Genomic DNA, 16,033 nt, shown 5'->3' with positions numbered 1-16,033 from the left:
GCCTCATCACCAAGCCCTCCCCCACGAGGAGCCACCATGACCGGACTTGACCGTCCCCGCGCCCGCCTCCGGGCGTTCGCCGCGACCCTGTGCACCGCTGCGCTCGGCGCAGCCCTTCTCGGCGTCGCCGGGACGTCGTCGGCAGGCGCGGCCCCCACGGCCGCCGCCGAGGCCACCCCCACCGCCGCCGGCAGCAAGGTGGTCGGATACTTCACCAACTGGGGTGTCTACGACCGCAATTACCACGTCAAGAACATCGAGACCTCGGGTTCCGCGGACAAGCTCACCCACATCAACTACGCCTTCGGGAACGTCCAGGGCGGCAAGTGCACCATCGGCGACAGTTACGCCGACTACGAGAAGGCCTACACCGCCGATCAGTCGGTCGACGGGGTCGCGGACACCTGGGACCAGGAACTGCGGGGCAACTTCAATCAGTTGCGCAAGCTGAAGAAGCTGCACCCCGACCTGAAGGTCATCTGGTCGTTCGGCGGCTGGACCTGGTCCGGCGGCTTCGGCGAGGCGGCGAAGAACCCGGCCGCCTTCGCCGACTCCTGCTACAGCCTGGTGGAGGACCCTCGCTGGGCCGACGTCTTCGACGGCATCGACATCGACTGGGAGTACCCCAACGCGTGCGGGCTGACCTGTGACACCAGCGGTCGTGACGCCTACGGGGACGTGCTCTCCGCACTCCGGTCGAAGTTCGGTGCGGACAACCTGGTCACCTCCGCGATCACCGCGGACGCCTCGGAGGGCGGCAAGCTCGACGCGGTCGACTACGGCGGCGCGGCGCAGTACGTCGACTGGTACAACCCGATGACGTACGACTTCTTCGGCGCCTGGGAGGCCAAGGGCCCGACGGCCCCGCACTCCCCGCTGACCTCCTACACGGGCATTCCCAAGGAGGGCTTCGACAGCGACGCGGCCATCAGCAACCTCAAGGCGCAGGGCGTTCCCGCCTCGAAGCTCCTGCTCGGCATCGGTTTCTACGGCCGCGGCTGGACGGGCGTCACGCAGGACGAGCCCGGCGGCACGGCGACCGGAGCGGCCGCGGGGAAGTACGAGGCCGGCATCGAGGACTACAAGATCCTCAAGGACAGCTGCCCGGCCACCGGCACGGTCGCCGGTACCGCGTACGCCCACTGCGGCACCAACTGGTGGAGCTACGACACCCCGGCCACCATCGGCACCAAGATGGAGTACAAGAACCAGCAGGGCCTGGGTGGCACCTTCTTCTGGGAGCTCAGCGGCGACACCGCGAACGGTGAGCTCATCAAGGCCATCAACTAGCCCTGACGGGGTACACGCACCGCAGGGCGGGTCAGGGGTGGGGTGCCGGGCGGGCGCCCCACCCCACCCGTCGTACGCGGGGACCGCAGGTCACATGAGTCCTGCCTGGGTGACGAACATGGCGAGGACGACGACGAGCGTCCAGCCCAGGATGTGCTCCAGGACCTTGGGTCCGTCCTCGGGGCCACCGGTACGGGTGCGGGTCCGGTTCTCGGCTGTGGTCGCGGTCATGGCATCTCGCTCGGTCGGTCGGCAGTGGGGGTCCCCCGTGACCCGACCACAGTGCCAGCCGGCGGGTGCGGCGCGGTAGAGATCCGGGTCACAGCGGCCCGCCGGCAACTCCCGGCCCGCACGGACGGGGCCGCCCCCGCAAGGGAACGACGGGGGGAGGACGCGCCCGACGACGGCCGGATGTGGTCCGTCCCACAGCCGCCCCGTCCGGCTCCGGCGGCATCGTGCCGCACAGGTGCCCCAGCGCCTGGAACCCCGCCGACCGCACCCACGACGGGCAGGACGAGGCCCGCTCGGTCGTGCAGATGGTCGACCACGTGAAGGCGAACCACGCCGCCGGCGCCGACCGCGTCTTCGCCACCGGATACTCCGGCGGGGGCGCGGCGACCGACGTGATGCTCGCGGCGCACCCCGAGGTGTTCAAGGCCGGCGCCGTCTTCTTCGGCATGGCCTACGGGTGCGCCGACACCGAGCAGGACTACTTCCGCACGGGCTCCTTCGCTCCGTGCCCGGGCCGGTACAACCTCGTCGCCCCGCACGAGTGGGGGGACGAGATCCGGAGCGCCCACCCCGGCCGGTCCGGCGAACGGCCGCGCGTGCAGCTCTGGCACGGCGGCTCCGATCCGCTGATCAACAAGAAGTCGATGGAGAAGCAACGTGACGGCTGGACCGATGTGTTCGGCATCCCGCAGACCCCGTCGCCCACCTCGCGTCCCGCTTCCGGCGTCACGGAGCAGGTGTACGGCGACGGGCAGGTGGAGACGTATCTGATCGACTCGATGGGCCATGAGGTGCCGGTCGACCCCGGTACCGGCATCGACCGGTGCGGCACGGCCGGCCGGGGGCACGCTCGCTCTGCGGTCCGTACGACGCGGCACGGTTCTTCGGGCTGGGCGGCTGAGGCGTCCTCGCCCGCCCGCCCGCGGTCAGGCTCCTCACGGAGGCACTGCGGCGTTCCGGTGCCTCCGTGACGCATGCCCGCGCCCGCGCACCTTCCTCGCCGCCGGCCCTCCTCCCGGCGGTAGGGGCCGGACAGCCGGGGTACCCAACTTCTACAGTCACGTAGAAGCATAGAGTCGTCCCCACCGACCGGTGCGGTCCTGCCGGGTCGGCGTGGGCACGGTGGCCGGGAACCAGGTTCCGGCCAGAATCGTTTTCCGTATGCACACCAAGATGAGGAGCCCTCGCTTGTCCGCCAGATCGACGGACCCCTCGGGACACCGTTCCCGGCCACCCCTCCCTGAGATTCCTGAGCACCGCACACGGCCGGGTGGTGTCGGATGAGCGCCGCGCAGGCATGGCTGGGCGTGCTGTCCGTCTTCGTCCTGACCGCCGGGACCGGCTACTTCGTCGCCCAGGAGTTCGCCTACGTCTCCGCCGACCGGCTCGCACTCGCCCGGGAGGCCGAGGCCGGCGACCGGAAGGCCGCCCGCGCCCTGGACGTGCTGGGGCGGCTGTCGTTCATGCTGTCGGGTGCCCAGCTCGGCATCACCGTGACCGGCCTCGTCGTCGGGTTCATCGCCGAGCCGTCCGTGTCCGCGCTGCTCAGGCCCGCCCTGTCCGGGGTGGGCATCCCTGACGGCGCCGTGAGCGGCATCTCCGTGGTGCTCGCGTTCGTCCTGGCCACCGCGGTGCAGATGGTGCTCGGTGAACTGGCCCCGAAGAACCTGGCCATCGCCGTCCCGGAGCGACTGGCGAAGGCGCTGGCCGGCTCCACGCTGGCCTATCTCAAGGTCGTCGGCCCGGTGGTGCGGATCTTCGACGGGGCGGCCGACAAGCTGCTCCGGAAGGCCGGCATCGAACCTGTGGAGGAGCTCCACCACGGTGCCACCCTGGAGGAGCTCGGCCATCTCATCGGCGAGTCCCACGAGCAGGGCCAGCTGCCCCGGGGGACGGCCGAACTGCTGGACCACGCACTGGGGTTCTCCGAGAGGACGCTGCACGAGGTGATGGTGCCGCGCGTCGACGCGGTCTTCGTCCGCGGGGACGCCACCGCCGCGGAGGCGATCGGCCTCATCGGCCGGCACGGCCACTCCAACTACCCGGTCCTCGGCGACCATCCGGACGACGTGGCGGGTGTGCTGGGCGTAAGGGAGCTCATGGGGCTGCCTGCGGACCGGCTCGCCGGCGTCACCGCCGGAGCGGTGGCCCGCGCGGCGCTGCTCCTGCCGGACACCCTGCCCCTGCCCGGGGCCGTGGAGCGGATGCGGGAGCGGGACGACGAGTTCGCCGTCGTCCTGGACGAGCACGGCGGTGTCGCCGGGGTCGTCACCTACGAGGACATCGCCGAGGAGCTGGTCGGCGACATCGCCGACGAGTCGGACGCGGTCACCGAGGTCGCCGTCCGGGACGGCGACGGCTGGATCGTGGACGCCGGGCGCCGCCTGGACGAGGTCGCCGGGACCACCGGGATCGAACTGCCCTCCGAGGAGGACTACGACACGGTGGCCGGACTGGTCATCGACCGGCTGGGGCGTTTCCCGGCCATCGGCGACCACCTCACCGTGGGGCTGCCCGACGGCTCGGTCGCGGCGATCGACGTGCGCACCCTCGACCGGCACGTGCCGGAGCGTGTCCGGATCGAGCATCAGGCGGACAAGCCCGAGGAGCAGTCATGAGTTTCCCGATGGCGGTCCTCGTCACCGTGCTGCTGCTGATCGGCAGCGGGTTCTTCGTCGCTGCCGAGTTCGCCCTGGTCGCCGCCAGACGCCACCGGATGGAGAAGGCCGTCGCCGAGGGGCGGCGCGGCGCCGGGGCGGCCCTGGCCGGAATGCGCGAGCTGTCGCTGATGCTGGCCGGCGCGCAGCTCGGCATCACGGTGTGCACCCTGGGCCTGGGATCGGTGTCCAAGCCGGCGATCTCCCACGAACTGGACCCGCTCCTGCGCGAGCTGGGGCTTCCCGGCGCGCTCAGTTACGGCGTGGCGTTCGCCGTGGCGATGATCGTGGTGGTGTTCCTGCACATGGTGCTCGGCGAGATGGCGCCCAAGTCGTGGGCCATCGCCCACCCCGAGCGCTCCGCGATGCTGCTCGCACCGGCCTTCCGCAGCGTCGTGAAGGCCGTACGCCCCCTGATCCGGGTGCTCAACATGATGAGCAACGGCCTGGTCCGGCTGTGCCGGGTCGCCCCGCGCGACGAGCTGACGTCGGTCCACAACCGTGAGCAGCTCACCCACCTGGTGGAGGAGTCGGAGCGGCTCGGGCTGATCAGCGGGACCGACTCCGGTCTCCTGACGCGTTCGCTGACCGAGCCGGAGACCCCGGTCCGGGACCTGCGGATCCCGGCCTCCGCCATCTCCGCCGTCGGCGCGGACGCCGACGCGGAACAGATCCTGCGTCTGGCCGCGGACACCGACCGCACCCGGCTGCTGGTACAGCAGGACGGGGCCGTCCTCGGGTCGGTGCACGCCCGGGACGTCCTCGTCGCGCGCGCCCAGGGCCGGGCCGCCGTCGCCCGGGAGCTGGCGCGGCCCGTGCCCGAGCTGGCCGAGGACGCCACCGTCGCCGAGGCGATCGAGCTACTCCGCCGGCGCCGGGCCTCGCTCGCCGTCGTCCGGGACGGCTCGGGCGCGCTCACCGGCATGGTGAGCCTGGACGACCTGCTGGCGCGGTTCCTCCAGCCCCGGGGAGCGTAGGGATACCGGGCCGGGGCCCGGTGTCCGCACCCGGCCCCGGGACCGGGCGTGGGCACCCGGCCCGCGCCTGCGCCCATGCCGGTGCGGGCCGGCCCCAATGGAGGGGCCCTCCTGCGGCCGGTCAGCCCTGGAGCCACCAGGGGCTGCTGTACGCCACCCCCAGTCGTTGCACACGTGCCCGGCCGGGCCTGGCGAGCCGTTCGCCCGGGTCGGGTCGGGTCGGAGACGCGCAGGACCGCCCAGTCGCCGTCCGCGGTGTCCAGCGGCACGGTGAACTCGGTGATCCGCCCCGCCGTCGTGACGACGTCGACGACCTCGGGCGCGGCGGTGCCCGGCCGGCAGGTGAACGTTGCGTGAGCGGTCCCGTACGGGCGCGCGGGAGCGGTCCCGTCGAGGAGACGACCGGCTGAGACGACCGGCCGGGCCCCGCGCGGCACCAGGTGGGGCCGTGGAGACCTCACGGCGCGGCCGCCGCTTTTGCAGGCCTTTCGGCACCGGAGGAGACTGATGCGGGACGGCATCACTCCGGAAGGACCTGGGCCGATGGGCGACTACGTGGAGCTTCGCGGCGTGAGGACGTGGTACGAGACGGAGGGCGACGGCGATCCGCTGGTGCTCCTGCACGGCGGCTTCTGCACGAACGAGACGTGGGGCGCCCAGCGGGCCGATCTCGCGGCGCGGTACCGCCTCTTCCTTCCCGAGCGCCGGGCGCACGGGCACACACCAGACGTCGAAGGACCGCTCTCCTACCGGGACATGGCCGACGACACCGTCGCCTTCCTCGAATCGGTCGTCGGAGGTCCGGCTCATCTCCTCGGGTGGAGCGACGGAGGCATCGTCGCCCTGCTCGTCGCCCTCGCCCGCCCCGACCTGGTCCGCAGGGTGGCGGTCATCGGGGCGAACCACCGGCCCTCCCCCGAGTGCTGGGTGGAGCCGGCCATGCTCGACGCCATGACTCCCGACAGCCCCGACCTGGCGTTCTTCCGGGAGATGTACGAAGCCGTGAGCCCGGACGGCGCCGGCCACTGGCCGGTGGCGGCCGGCAGGATCATCGACATGTGGCGCAGGGAGCCGGAGCTCTCCGCGGAGGACCTGGGCCGCATCGGCGCACCCACGCTGGTCCTGGTCGGGGACGACGACATGATGACGCTCGAACACACCATCGGCCTGTACCGCGCGATCCCCGGCTCCCAGCTGGCCGTGGTGCCCGGCGCCTCGCACCTGGTCCCGCTGGAGAAGCCGGATCAGGTGAACCACCTGGTCCTCGACCATCTGGAGAACGGCCCGGTCGAGACCATGCTGCCCCTACGGCGTGCCCGTGCGGCGGTCCCGGACCCGGCCTGACCGCCCATCGGCGGCTTCGACGGTGACGGCGCGGCGGCACGGGTGAGCGCACCGGGTCGCCCCGCCGCCCGTACGACGGCGCCTCTAGGCTTGGTTCCCGGAGCTGAGCGACGGGAGGCCGATGTGTCCGGGACGACGGTGACCGAGGTGATGGCCGAGCTGGCCGGACTCGAGGACCCGAAGGCACGCGCGGTGAACGAGCGGCACGGGGACGACCACGGCGTGAACCTCGGTGCGCTGCGGGCCCTCGCGAAGAGACTGAGGACGCAGCAGGACCTCGCGTGCCGGCTGTGGGAGACCGAGGACTCCGCGGCGAGGCTGCTGGCACTCCTGATCTGCCGGCCGAAGGCGTTCGGCCGTGACGAACTGGACGTCATGGTGCGTGAGGCGCGGACCCCCAAGGTGCACGACTGGTTCGTGAACTACGTGGTGAAGAAGAACCCGCACGCCGAGGAGGTGCGCGCGGCCTGGTCCGCCGATCCGGATCCGGTGGTCGCGAGCGCAGGCTGGGCCCTGACCGCCGACCGCGTGACGAAGGAGCCCGGAGGTCTCGACCTGGAAGGGCTGCTCGACGTCATCGAGGCGGAGATGAAGGACGCCCCGGAGCGTCTGCAGTGGGCGATGAACACCTGCCTGGCCCGGATCGGGATCGAGCACGCCGCCCTCCGCACGCGTGCGATCGGCATCGGCGAGCGCCTGGAGGTGCTCAAGGACTACCCGACGCCCGCGGGCTGCACCTCTCCGTACGCGCCCGTCTGGATCGGCGAGACGGTGCGCCGGCAGCAGGCCGGTTAGCCCGGGGCGGCGCCTCCGCCCCGGGCCGCCGGGCGGGTGTCAGGACCTCTGCCGTGCAGCCGCCCGGGTGTACCGCGTCTCCTCGGGGACGCGCGAGGTGTCACGGCGGGCCAGCAGCAGGTACAGGGCCGCGGGGACCACCAGGCCCACGATCCAGGAGATGTCCGCGCCGCCCAGCACCTCCACCATCGGGCCCGTCCAGAAGTGCGTCGCGAGGAACGGCAGCTGGGCCAGGACGCCCACCCCGTAGACCGTGAGGGCGTCGCCGCGCCAGGCGCCGTAGCGGCCCCCGGGGTCGGAGAGCGCGGGGATGTCGTACCGCTCCCGCGAGATCAGGTAGTAGTCGACCAGGTTGATCGCCGACCACGGCGTGAAGAACGTCAGCAGGAACAGCAGGAAGTCCTTGAAGGACGTCAGGAAGCTGTCCTTGCCCAGCAGCGCCACCGCCGTGCCGGCCACCATGATCAGGGCGATGTACGCGGTCCTGCCGCGCGGCGAGAGCGTCGTCCGCCCGCGGAAACCGCTGATGCCGGTCACCATCGACATGAATCCGCCGTAGGTGTTGAGCACGTTGATGGTCAGCTTGCCCAGCGCGATCACGAAGTAGAGGAACGAGGCGATCAGGCCGGCGCCGCCCAGGCCGACCACGTAGCCGACCTGGTCGGCGAGGAACGCCTCACCCGCGGTCGCCGCCACGAGCACCCCGAACGTCATCGACCACTGCGAGCCGAGCACCGATCCCGACAGGGTCCACCAGAACGTGGCCCGGCCCGACGTCGTACGCGGCAGATAGCGCGAGTAGTCCGCGACGTACGGGCCGAAGGCGAGCTGCCAGGACGCCGACAGCGACACGGCCAGCAGGAACATCGGCAGGTCGAAGTGGGCGTCGCCGAGGAGGGCCGTGAGGTCCACCCGGTCCAGCAGGCGGATGCCGAGGTAGAGGAAGGCGATGGCGCAGACGACGCTCGCCACACGGCCCAGGGTGTGGATCACGCGGTAGCCGGCCGTCGCCACCACCCCGGTGACCACGGCGAAGACGATGATGCCGGTGGTGTCGCCCGTGTGCGTGAGCTTCGCCGTGGCCTGTCCCGCGAGAACGGTGCCGCTCGCGAAGAAGCCGACGTACATGAGGATGACCAGGAACAGCGGCACAGCCGCGCCCCGTACGCCGAACTGGGCGCGGGACTGGATCATCTGGGGCAGTCCGAGCTTGGGCCCCTGTGCCGAGTGCAGTGCCATCACGGCACCGCCCAGCAGGTTGCCCAGCAGCAGACCGGCCGCCGACCACACGACGTCGCCGCCGAAGACGACGGCGAGCGCGCCGGTGACGACCGCGGTGATCTGCAGGTTGGCACCGAGCCAGAGGGTGAACTGGCTGAACGCGGTGCCGTGCCGTTCGTCGTCGGGGACGACGTCGATGGAGCGATGCTCCACGAGGGTGTCTGCCATGATGCGGTGAACTCCCTGCTGCCGGTCGGCCTACTTCGTGCTGATCCCGTGCCGCGCCGCCCAGTCGTGCGCGACGTCCTCCGGGTCCTTCTTGTCCTTGTCCACCAGGCGGTTGAGCTCGGTGAGGTCCTCGGTCGTGAGCGCGTTGCCGAGACGGGCGAGCGCGGCCCGCACCGTCGAGTCGGCCTTGCGGTCGGCGATGAGCGGGACGACCCGCTGACCGGGGATCAGGTTCTTGGGGTCGGCGAGCACGACCCACTTCTCCGCGGCGATGTCGGTGTCGGTGGTGAAGAGGTTGGCGACGTCGACGTCCCCCTTCCTGAGGGCGCCCTTCACCAGCGGCCCCGAGGAGTCGAGGGACGTGAACTCCTTGAACTCCACGCCGTAGACGTCCTTGAGGCCCACGGCTCCCACCGTGCGCTTCTTTACCTCGGGAGCGGCTCCGATGACGAGCTTCCCGTTGTGCTTCGCGAGGTCCGCGAGGGACTTCAGGCCGTACTTCCCCGCGGTCTTCCGGGTGACGACGAAGGCGTCGGAGTCCTCCGCCCTGCCGTACGGGAGGATCTGCAGGCCGCGCGGGAGGGCCATGGCGAGGGCGTTCTGCATCTCGCCCTCCTCGGTGGCCTCGGCCTCGGGGTCCAGGTAGTGGAGGAGCGCGCCCTGGTACTCGGGCAGGAGATCGATGTCGCCGCCCTTCAGGGCGGGGATGAGGATCTCGCGCGTGCCCAGGTTGGGGCGGACGGTGGTCTTCACGCCGGCGGCTTCGAGTGCGGCCGCGTAGAGGTGTCCGAGGACCTGGTTCTCCGTGAAGTTGGCGGTGCCGATGGTGACGCCGTTCCTGCTGGAGCCTCCGCCCCCGCCACCGGACCCCTGCCCGTCGAGGGAGGTGATGCCGCTGCTGCAGGAGGCGAGCGCGGGGACGGTGGCGGCGGCGAAGAGCCCGCCGAGGAGGTTTCTGCGGTTCATCGTGGTTGCTCCTAGGCCGTCGTGGCGGGGCGGTGGCGGAAGAGGACGCGCTGGAGCGCGGAGAGCGCGAGGTCGAGGACGACGGCGACGACCGCCACGAGCACGGCACCGCCGAGCACCTGGACGAGGTCGCGCTGGGCCAGACCGTCGAAGACGTAGCGGCCGAGCCCCCCGAAGGAGACGTACGCGGCGATGGTGGCCGTAGCGACGACCTGGATGAGCGCGAGCCTGAGCCCGGTCATGATCAGGGGCAGTGCGAGGGGCAGTTCGACCTGGAGGAGGACCTGGTGCCGGCGCATCCCCTGGCCTCGCGCGGCGTCGCGCACCTCGGGGTCGACGGCGGTCATCCCGGCGTACGTGTTGGTGACGATGGAGGGGACGGCGAGCGCCACGAGCGCGATGTAGACGGGCCACATCGACAGTCCGCTGGCGAGGAAGACCAGCACGACGAGCCCGACCGTGGGGAGCGCCCGTCCGAAGCTCGCGAGGTTGATCGCGAGGAAGGCACCGCGCCCGGTGTGCCCGATGAGCAGGCCGACGGGCAGTGCGAGGGCGGCGGCGACCAGGGTGGCGAGCAGCGAGTACTGGAGGTGTTCCGCGAGGCGGTGCCCGATGCCGTCGGGCCCGGTCCACTGGTCGGCGCTGACCAGCCAGGCGCCGAGGTCCTTGAGGAGTTCGTCCATGGGTCAGGCCCCCTGCTTCCGGCTGCGCGTCCAGGGAGTCAGGACGTACTGGAGGGTGACGAGCGCCGCGTCCGCGACGAGCGCGAGGAGCAGGGTCAGGACGACGCCGACGATGACGGGGGTGGGGAAGTTGCGCTGGAAGCCGTCCGTGAACAGCTGCCCGAGTCCGCCGTCCCCGATGTAGGTGGCCACCGAGACGAGGGAGATGGCCATCACCGTCGCGATCCGCACGCCCGCCATGATCACGGGGAGGGCCAGGGGGAGTTCGACGGTGAGCAGGGTGCGTAGCGGCCGGGCGCCCATGGCCTTCGCGGCCTCCTTGGTCCGTGCGGGCACGGAGTCCAGGCCCTCGACGGTGTTCCTCAGGAGCACGACGAGGGTGTAGATCGTCAGGCCTATGACGGTGGTGGTGCGGGTGAGCCCGCTGACCGGCAGGAGGAGCACGAAGACGGCGATGGACGGGATGGTGAACAGGACGTTCGACAGGCCGAGGAGGAAGCCGCGCAGGGGGCGCACCCGGTGCGCGACCACGGCCAGCGGGAGCGAGACGGCCAGGCCGAGGAGCACGGCGGTGAGGGCGGCCTGGAGGTGCGAGAGGGTCAGGGTGGTGAGATCGCCGGTGTGGTCGGATATCCACGACCAGTCGACGGTCACGCGGCCACCGTGCTTGCCTCGCTGTGCACGTGTCCCGCGTGGTCGTGGATGTCGTCGCGGGAGGTCACTCCCGTGAGGACGCCCTCAGCGTCGACCCGGGCGACCAGGCCGCTCGGCGCGGCGATCGACTCGTTGAGCGCCGAGAGGAGGGAGTCCGTGTCCCGCAGCGGCCGGACCGGGGTCTCCGCGTCCGTCCCGGTGTCGCGCCAGGCCAGCGGCTTGCGGGCGGCGTCGAGTGTGAGCCGCCAGCGGGTGCCTTCGGGGGCGGGCCCCTGCGGGACGTCGGCGAGGGTCGTCAGGGACAGCAGTTTCAGGCCCCGCTCCGCGCCCAGGAAGTCCGCGACGAAGGGGTCCGAGGGGCGGGCCAGGAGTTCGGCGGGGCCGGCGCACTGGACGAGGTGACCGCCTGTGCGGAAGACGGCTATGCGGTCGCCGAGCCGTACGGCTTCGTCGATGTCGTGCGTGACGAAGACGATGGTCTTGCTCAACTCGCGTTGGAGTCTCAGCAGTTCGTCCTGGAGCTGGGTGCGCACGACGGGGTCGACGGCTCCGAAGGGCTCGTCCATCAGGAGCACGGGCGGGTCCGCGGCGAGCGCGCGGGCCACGCCGACCCGCTGCTGCTGACCGCCGGAGAGCTGGTGCGGGTACCGCTTCCCGGCGTCGGCGGCGAGGCCGACCGTCTCCAGGAGTTCCGCCGCCCGCGTCCGGGCCTTCTTCCGGCCCCAGCCGAGCAGCAGCGGCACCGTCGCGATGTTGTCCAGGACCGTGCGGTGCGGGAAGAGCCCGGACTGCTGGATCACGTACCCGATGGAGCGGCGCAGCTCGGCGGCGTCCTGCTCCAGGACGTCCTTGCCGTTGACCCTGATCGTCCCGGAGGTCGGGTCGACCATCCGGTTGATCATGCGGAGCGTCGTCGTCTTGCCGCAACCGGAAGATCCGACGAGGACGGTCACGCCCCCTTCCGGCATCTCAAGAGTGAGGTCGTGCACCGCGGTTGTGCCGTTCGGGAAGCGCTTGTGGACCGTATCGAATTGGATCATGAGGAGTCCCTTGCCCGGCTGTATATCGTCATGCAGACTTCTTGGTGACTGAATAGATTGTCAATAGTTCGTCGCCGCTCAGGCGTAAATCCCTGGTGACGTAGGGCCGTAGAGCGAGATGGAACGTCCGGTTGAGGAGGAATGGCGAGTGATGTCGTCTCGCATGGCGAACAGGGCGGCCGACACGAGCAGCGCGACCGTCGTCCTGGAAGGCCGCGGACTGATGGTCGCAGATGTCGTACGCATGGCCGAATCCACCGCGATACCCGTCCCTGGAGAGGACGGGATGAAGCGCGTGGAGGCGTCGTGGAACGCCGCGCGGGAGATCGCGTCATGGGGTCGCGTCTACGGTCGCTCCACCGGCGTGGGCGCCAACCGGAACGAGTCGGTGCCCACGGAGGCGGCGGCCGATCACGGGCTGCGGCTCCTGCGCAGCCACGCCGGGGCGATCGGTGAGAAGCTGCCGGCACGAGAGGTCCGCGCCATGCTCGCCGTCCGCGCCAACCAGCTGCTGGCCGGCGGCGCCGGCCTGCGGCCGACCGTCGTCACGGCCCTGTGCGAGGCCCTGGCGACGGGCGCCCACCCGAAGGTCAACGAATTCGGCTCGGTCGGCACCGGCGACATCGCCGCCCTCGCGCAGATGGGCCTCGCCCTGACCGGCGAACACCCCTGGGAGGGGCCGGGGACCGCCCCCGCCCCGCAGCCCCTGGACAACAACGACGCCCTCGCCCTGATCAGCAGCAACGCCCTCACCCTCGGCCAGTCCGCGCTCGCCCTGCACGAGCTGCGCGGCCTGATCGCCGCGACGCAGGTGGTGGCCGCCCTCTCCCTGATGGCCATCGACGGGTCGTACGAGGCGTACGCGCTGCCCGTGCACGAGGCACGGCGGCACGCGGGGTCGTACGCGGTCGCGGAGCGGATGCGCCGGCTGCTCGGTGCACCCGACCGCCCCACGCCGCCGCTCGGCCGGATCCAGGACCCGTACGGCTTCCGCTGCGTCCCGCAGATCCACGGGCCGGCGCACGACGCCGCGGACGCGCTCGAAGACGTCCTCACGGTCGAGATCAACGCGGCGGCCGAGAATCCGCTGATCTCGGCACAGGACCGCGCCGCCTACCACCACGGCGGCTTCTACCTCGCCCAACTCGCCCTTTCTCTAGACCACTTCAGACTGGCGGTGACACAGGCGGCACGCCTGTCGACCTCGCGCCTCTCGACGCTGAACGAACCGGGCTTCACCCGCCTGCGGCCGTTCCTCGCGGACGGCGAACCGGCGTCGTCGGGCGTGATGATCCTCGAATACGCCGCCGGGGCGGCGCTCGGCGACCTGCGCGCCTTCTCGGCACCCGCCTCCCTCGGCCACGCGGTCCTCTCGCGGGGCGTCGAGGAGCAGGCGAGCTTCGCCTCCCTCGCGGCCCGCCAGACACTGCGCGCGTGCGAGGCGTACCGGCTCGTCGTGGGCTGTGAACTGGTCTCAGCAGTAAGGGCGTTGCGCCAGCGCGACATGCGGCTCGATCCGGAGCTGCCCGTCGGCCGCGCCTTCGGGCTCGCGGACGCCGCGCTCGACGCGGAGCTGGCCGACCGGCCGCTGACGGACGACGTGACCAGGGCCGCGGGCCTGCTCGACCGGTTCACCGAGCTGTGGCTGGACGCAGCCCCCGGGAGCAACGACGCCTGAGCGTGCAGGAGTTGCCTTCCCTCTCCCTCTCCCTCCCTCAGGACCGGGACGGCACCCGCCCGGCGGACGGCCAGGTGCGGTGGTACCGGTCGATGGCGTAGTGGTGCCGGTGCCTCCAGCCGTCCCGGGTCGGGCTCGCGCCGGCCAGGTGCGGATGGCCGGGCTCCAGTCCGGCGTGGACGTGGTCGATCCGGCCGGGATCGACCGCAGGCCACATCGCCCCTGCGGCGAGGGTCGCGGCGAGCGCGAGCACGCCGAGCACGACGGCGGTGGCCGGGAGCCCGGCACCGGCGGCGAGCCATCCCGCGAGCGGGTAGGTCAGCAGCCAGCAGCCGTGGGAGAGGGAGAACTGGGCACTGAAGGCGGCAGGCAGGTCGGGAGTGGTCGCGGAGCGGCGGACCACTCGGCCGGCCGGTGTGAGGACGGCGGAGCAGGCCGCGCCGATCAGGGCCCAGACGGCGAGGACCCCCGCCCAGGACCAGCCGCTCGGCGCGGCCGCACCGAGGGCCGCGACCGCGACGAGGGCGACGGGGAGCGTGCGCGCGGCGGTGAGCATGACGGTGCGGTCCCCGGCCCCGTGGAGCAGCCGGGGCAGCAGGAGCGCCGTGGCGGCGGATCCCGCACCGTAGGCACCGAGCGCGAGGGAGAGCGCGCTGTCCGGGCGGTGGAAGTGGTCCCGTACGAGAACGACGGTGTCGACGAAGACGATCGCCCCGGTCGCGGCGACGGCGAGGTCGAGCGCGAGCAGGGCCCGCAGCCGCGGGGTCGCCAGGAACAGGCGGGTCCCGAGGACCGCCTTGGCGCGGGCACCCCCCTGGTGTTCCGGCGCGGAGGGACCCGGCAGCACCACGGAGCCGACGAGGACCGCGGAGGCCAGGAAGCCGGCCGCGGTCCCGGCGAACAGCCCGCCGGAGGAGATCAGGGTCAGCAGGCCTGCGGCCAGCACGGGACTGAACAGACTCTCCAGGTCGTAGGCCAGCCGGGAGAACGAGAGGGCGCGGGTGTAGTCGCGCTCCTCGGGCAGCACGTCGGGGATCGTGGCCTGGAAGGCCGGGGTGAACACCGCGGACGCCGCCTGCAGGAGGAAGATCAGGAGGTGGATCTGCCAGACCTCGTTGACGAACGGCAGGACGAGCGCGACACCGGCCCGGGTGACGTCTGCCGCCACCAGCAGCGTGCGGCGCGGCACGCGGTCCGCGAGGGCGCCCGCCAGGGGCGCGATGGCCACGTAGGCGACCATCTTGATCGCCAGGGCGGTCCCGAGGACGGCCGAGGCGCCGCTGCCCGCGAGGTCGTGGGCGAGCAGGCTCAGCGCGACGGTCGCCAGCCCGGTGCCCACCAGGGCGACGACCTGCGCGGTGAACAGACGGCGATAGGTGCGGTTGCGCATCACGGAGAGCATCGGTCCCGTCCCTGTCCGGCGTGAGGAGACCGCCCCATTAGACAACATGTGCACACCTGCGCACATGTTGTCTTCAGGCCACTCCCGCCGGCGCCGGAGGTCCGGTCAGTCGTGGGGCGGCAGAGCCCTGATGCGGTGGTCGGCGACGTTCAGCGCTTCGTCGACCAGGCGGCGCAGATGGCCGTGCCGCAGGGAGTACACGACGCGGCGTCCGTCCTTGCGCGTCGTGACCAGTCCGGCGAGACGCAGCTTGGCCAGGTGGTGGCTGACGGAGGTCCGCGCCGCACCGCACGCCTCGGTCAGCGTGGTCACATCGGCCTCGCCCCGGCCGAGCCGCTGCAGCAGGGCCAGGCGCGTACGGTCGGCGAGCAGGCCCAGGACCGCGGCGGCGACGTCCAGCCGCTCCCCTGCCGTCTCCTCCTGCAGAGGGGACGCACCTGCTGAACCTGTGCGTGAGGCCATGCGCCCATCGTAGAGGTGGGTCAGGAAGCGGCTTCCCGTGCGAGCCCCCGAGGAGGGGCGCCGGGCCGGCGGCGACGTATCGCGGCGCGCCCCCGCAACCCCGGTGCGTCCGGCCGTCGTCGACGGAGGAGACGCGGTCCAGCCGGCGCGCACGATACGTTCCGGACGCCGTGCGCCGGGCGGGCGTCGCCCGGGAGCGTCAGGTCCGGGGCGGCCGTGTCCGGGGCGGCCTCGTCCGGGCGGGCCGACGACAAGGGGCCGTCTCCGGGCGGGCCTTGTCAGGCAGCCGTCTCCGGGCGGGCCGTCTCCGGCGGGGAGCATGTCAGGGTCATGGCTGGCCGGCATGTCAGGGTCATGCCCGTGCCAGACATGTCCGGCGCCGACGGCCGGGGGCCCGCTCGTCCC

Annotated in this window: 15 protein-coding genes; 7 read left to right on the top strand and 8 right to left on the bottom strand. The window is 71.9% G+C overall.

Going from position 1 to position 16,033, the window contains the following annotated elements; genetic code table 11:
• Positions 1 to 36 precede the first annotated feature (36 nt).
• Positions 37 to 1,290, top strand: coding sequence for a glycoside hydrolase family 18 protein (locus ACFC51_RS18430; RefSeq protein ID WP_376529617.1), 1,254 nt, complete (start codon positions 37 to 39; stop codon positions 1,288 to 1,290).
• Between the two features lie 90 nt (positions 1,291 to 1,380).
• Here the strand turns inward: ACFC51_RS18430 and ACFC51_RS18425 are convergent, their stop codons facing one another.
• Positions 1,381 to 1,521, bottom strand: coding sequence for an SCO1431 family membrane protein (locus ACFC51_RS18425; RefSeq protein WP_376376805.1), 141 nt, complete (start codon positions 1,519 to 1,521; stop codon positions 1,381 to 1,383).
• A 182-nt stretch (positions 1,522 to 1,703) separates the two neighbouring features.
• Between ACFC51_RS18425 and ACFC51_RS18420 the strand changes: the two genes are divergently transcribed.
• From ACFC51_RS18420 to ACFC51_RS18400, 5 genes are all read left to right on the top strand, one after another.
• Positions 1,704 to 2,492 carry a prolyl oligopeptidase family serine peptidase gene (locus ACFC51_RS18420; protein WP_376529614.1) on the top strand — a complete coding sequence of 263 codons (789 nt, stop codon included), beginning with the start codon at positions 1,704 to 1,706 and terminating at the stop codon, positions 2,490 to 2,492.
• A 309-nt stretch (positions 2,493 to 2,801) separates the two neighbouring features.
• Entirely contained in the window at positions 2,802 to 4,139 is a 1,338-nt protein-coding gene (locus ACFC51_RS18415; protein ID WP_376529612.1) for a hemolysin family protein, read from the top strand.
• Positions 4,136 to 5,155: a hemolysin family protein gene (locus tag ACFC51_RS18410; RefSeq protein WP_376376809.1), complete on the top strand. Its 1,020-nt coding sequence runs from the start codon at positions 4,136 to 4,138 to the stop codon at positions 5,153 to 5,155. Before ACFC51_RS18415 ends, ACFC51_RS18410 begins: the two co-directional genes overlap by 4 nt.
• A 543-nt stretch (positions 5,156 to 5,698) precedes the next feature.
• Positions 5,699 to 6,499, top strand: a complete 801-nt coding sequence (locus tag ACFC51_RS18405; RefSeq protein WP_376376811.1) for an alpha/beta fold hydrolase — start codon at positions 5,699 to 5,701, stop codon at positions 6,497 to 6,499.
• 150 nt (positions 6,500 to 6,649) lie between these two features.
• On the top strand, positions 6,650 to 7,294 hold the full coding sequence (locus ACFC51_RS18400) for a DNA alkylation repair protein (protein ID WP_376376860.1): 645 nt from the start codon (positions 6,650 to 6,652) through the stop codon (positions 7,292 to 7,294).
• Positions 7,295 to 7,333: 39 nt separating this feature from the next.
• Here ACFC51_RS18400 and ACFC51_RS18395 read toward each other — a convergent pair whose 3' ends face one another.
• From ACFC51_RS18395 to ACFC51_RS18375, 5 genes are read right to left on the bottom strand one after another with little or no spacing between them, the layout of a single operon-like run.
• Entirely contained in the window at positions 7,334 to 8,743 is a 1,410-nt protein-coding gene (locus ACFC51_RS18395; protein WP_376529610.1) for a purine-cytosine permease family protein, read from the bottom strand.
• A gap of 30 nt (positions 8,744 to 8,773) precedes the next feature.
• Positions 8,774 to 9,709, bottom strand: coding sequence for an ABC transporter substrate-binding protein (locus ACFC51_RS18390; protein ID WP_376376815.1), 936 nt, complete (start codon positions 9,707 to 9,709; stop codon positions 8,774 to 8,776).
• 11 nt (positions 9,710 to 9,720) lie between these two features.
• Positions 9,721 to 10,392, bottom strand: a complete 672-nt coding sequence (locus ACFC51_RS18385) for an ABC transporter permease (RefSeq protein WP_376376817.1) — start codon at positions 10,390 to 10,392, stop codon at positions 9,721 to 9,723.
• Positions 10,393 to 10,395: 3 nt separating this feature from the next.
• Positions 10,396 to 11,046 carry an ABC transporter permease gene (locus ACFC51_RS18380; protein ID WP_376376819.1) on the bottom strand — a complete coding sequence of 217 codons (651 nt, stop codon included), beginning with the start codon at positions 11,044 to 11,046 and terminating at the stop codon, positions 10,396 to 10,398.
• The gene (locus ACFC51_RS18375) at positions 11,043 to 12,086 is read right to left on the bottom strand and encodes an ABC transporter ATP-binding protein (RefSeq protein ID WP_376376821.1); all 1,044 of its coding nucleotides are present in this window, start codon (positions 12,084 to 12,086) and stop codon (positions 11,043 to 11,045) included. The genes ACFC51_RS18380 and ACFC51_RS18375 overlap by 4 nt, the downstream gene beginning before the upstream one ends.
• A gap of 151 nt (positions 12,087 to 12,237) precedes the next feature.
• Between ACFC51_RS18375 and ACFC51_RS18370 the strand changes: the two genes are divergently transcribed.
• The gene (locus ACFC51_RS18370) at positions 12,238 to 13,764 is read left to right on the top strand and encodes an aromatic amino acid ammonia-lyase (protein WP_376529607.1); all 1,527 of its coding nucleotides are present in this window, start codon (positions 12,238 to 12,240) and stop codon (positions 13,762 to 13,764) included.
• 37 nt (positions 13,765 to 13,801) lie between these two features.
• On the opposite strand, the gene ACFC51_RS18365 is transcribed toward ACFC51_RS18370, so the two are convergent.
• Positions 13,802 to 15,166 carry an MFS transporter gene (locus ACFC51_RS18365; RefSeq protein WP_376529605.1) on the bottom strand — a complete coding sequence of 455 codons (1,365 nt, stop codon included), beginning with the start codon at positions 15,164 to 15,166 and terminating at the stop codon, positions 13,802 to 13,804.
• A 105-nt stretch (positions 15,167 to 15,271) separates the two neighbouring features.
• The gene (locus ACFC51_RS18360; RefSeq protein WP_376529603.1) at positions 15,272 to 15,628 is read right to left on the bottom strand and encodes an ArsR/SmtB family transcription factor; all 357 of its coding nucleotides are present in this window, start codon (positions 15,626 to 15,628) and stop codon (positions 15,272 to 15,274) included.
• Positions 15,629 to 16,033 lie beyond the last annotated feature (405 nt).

This window comes from Streptomyces sp. NPDC055962, assembly GCF_042270185.1.
GTDB lineage: Bacteria > Actinomycetota > Actinomycetes > Streptomycetales > Streptomycetaceae > Streptomyces.
The sequence above is the reverse complement of the archived record's forward strand: the minus strand, read 5'-3'. Positions and strand labels throughout refer to the sequence as shown.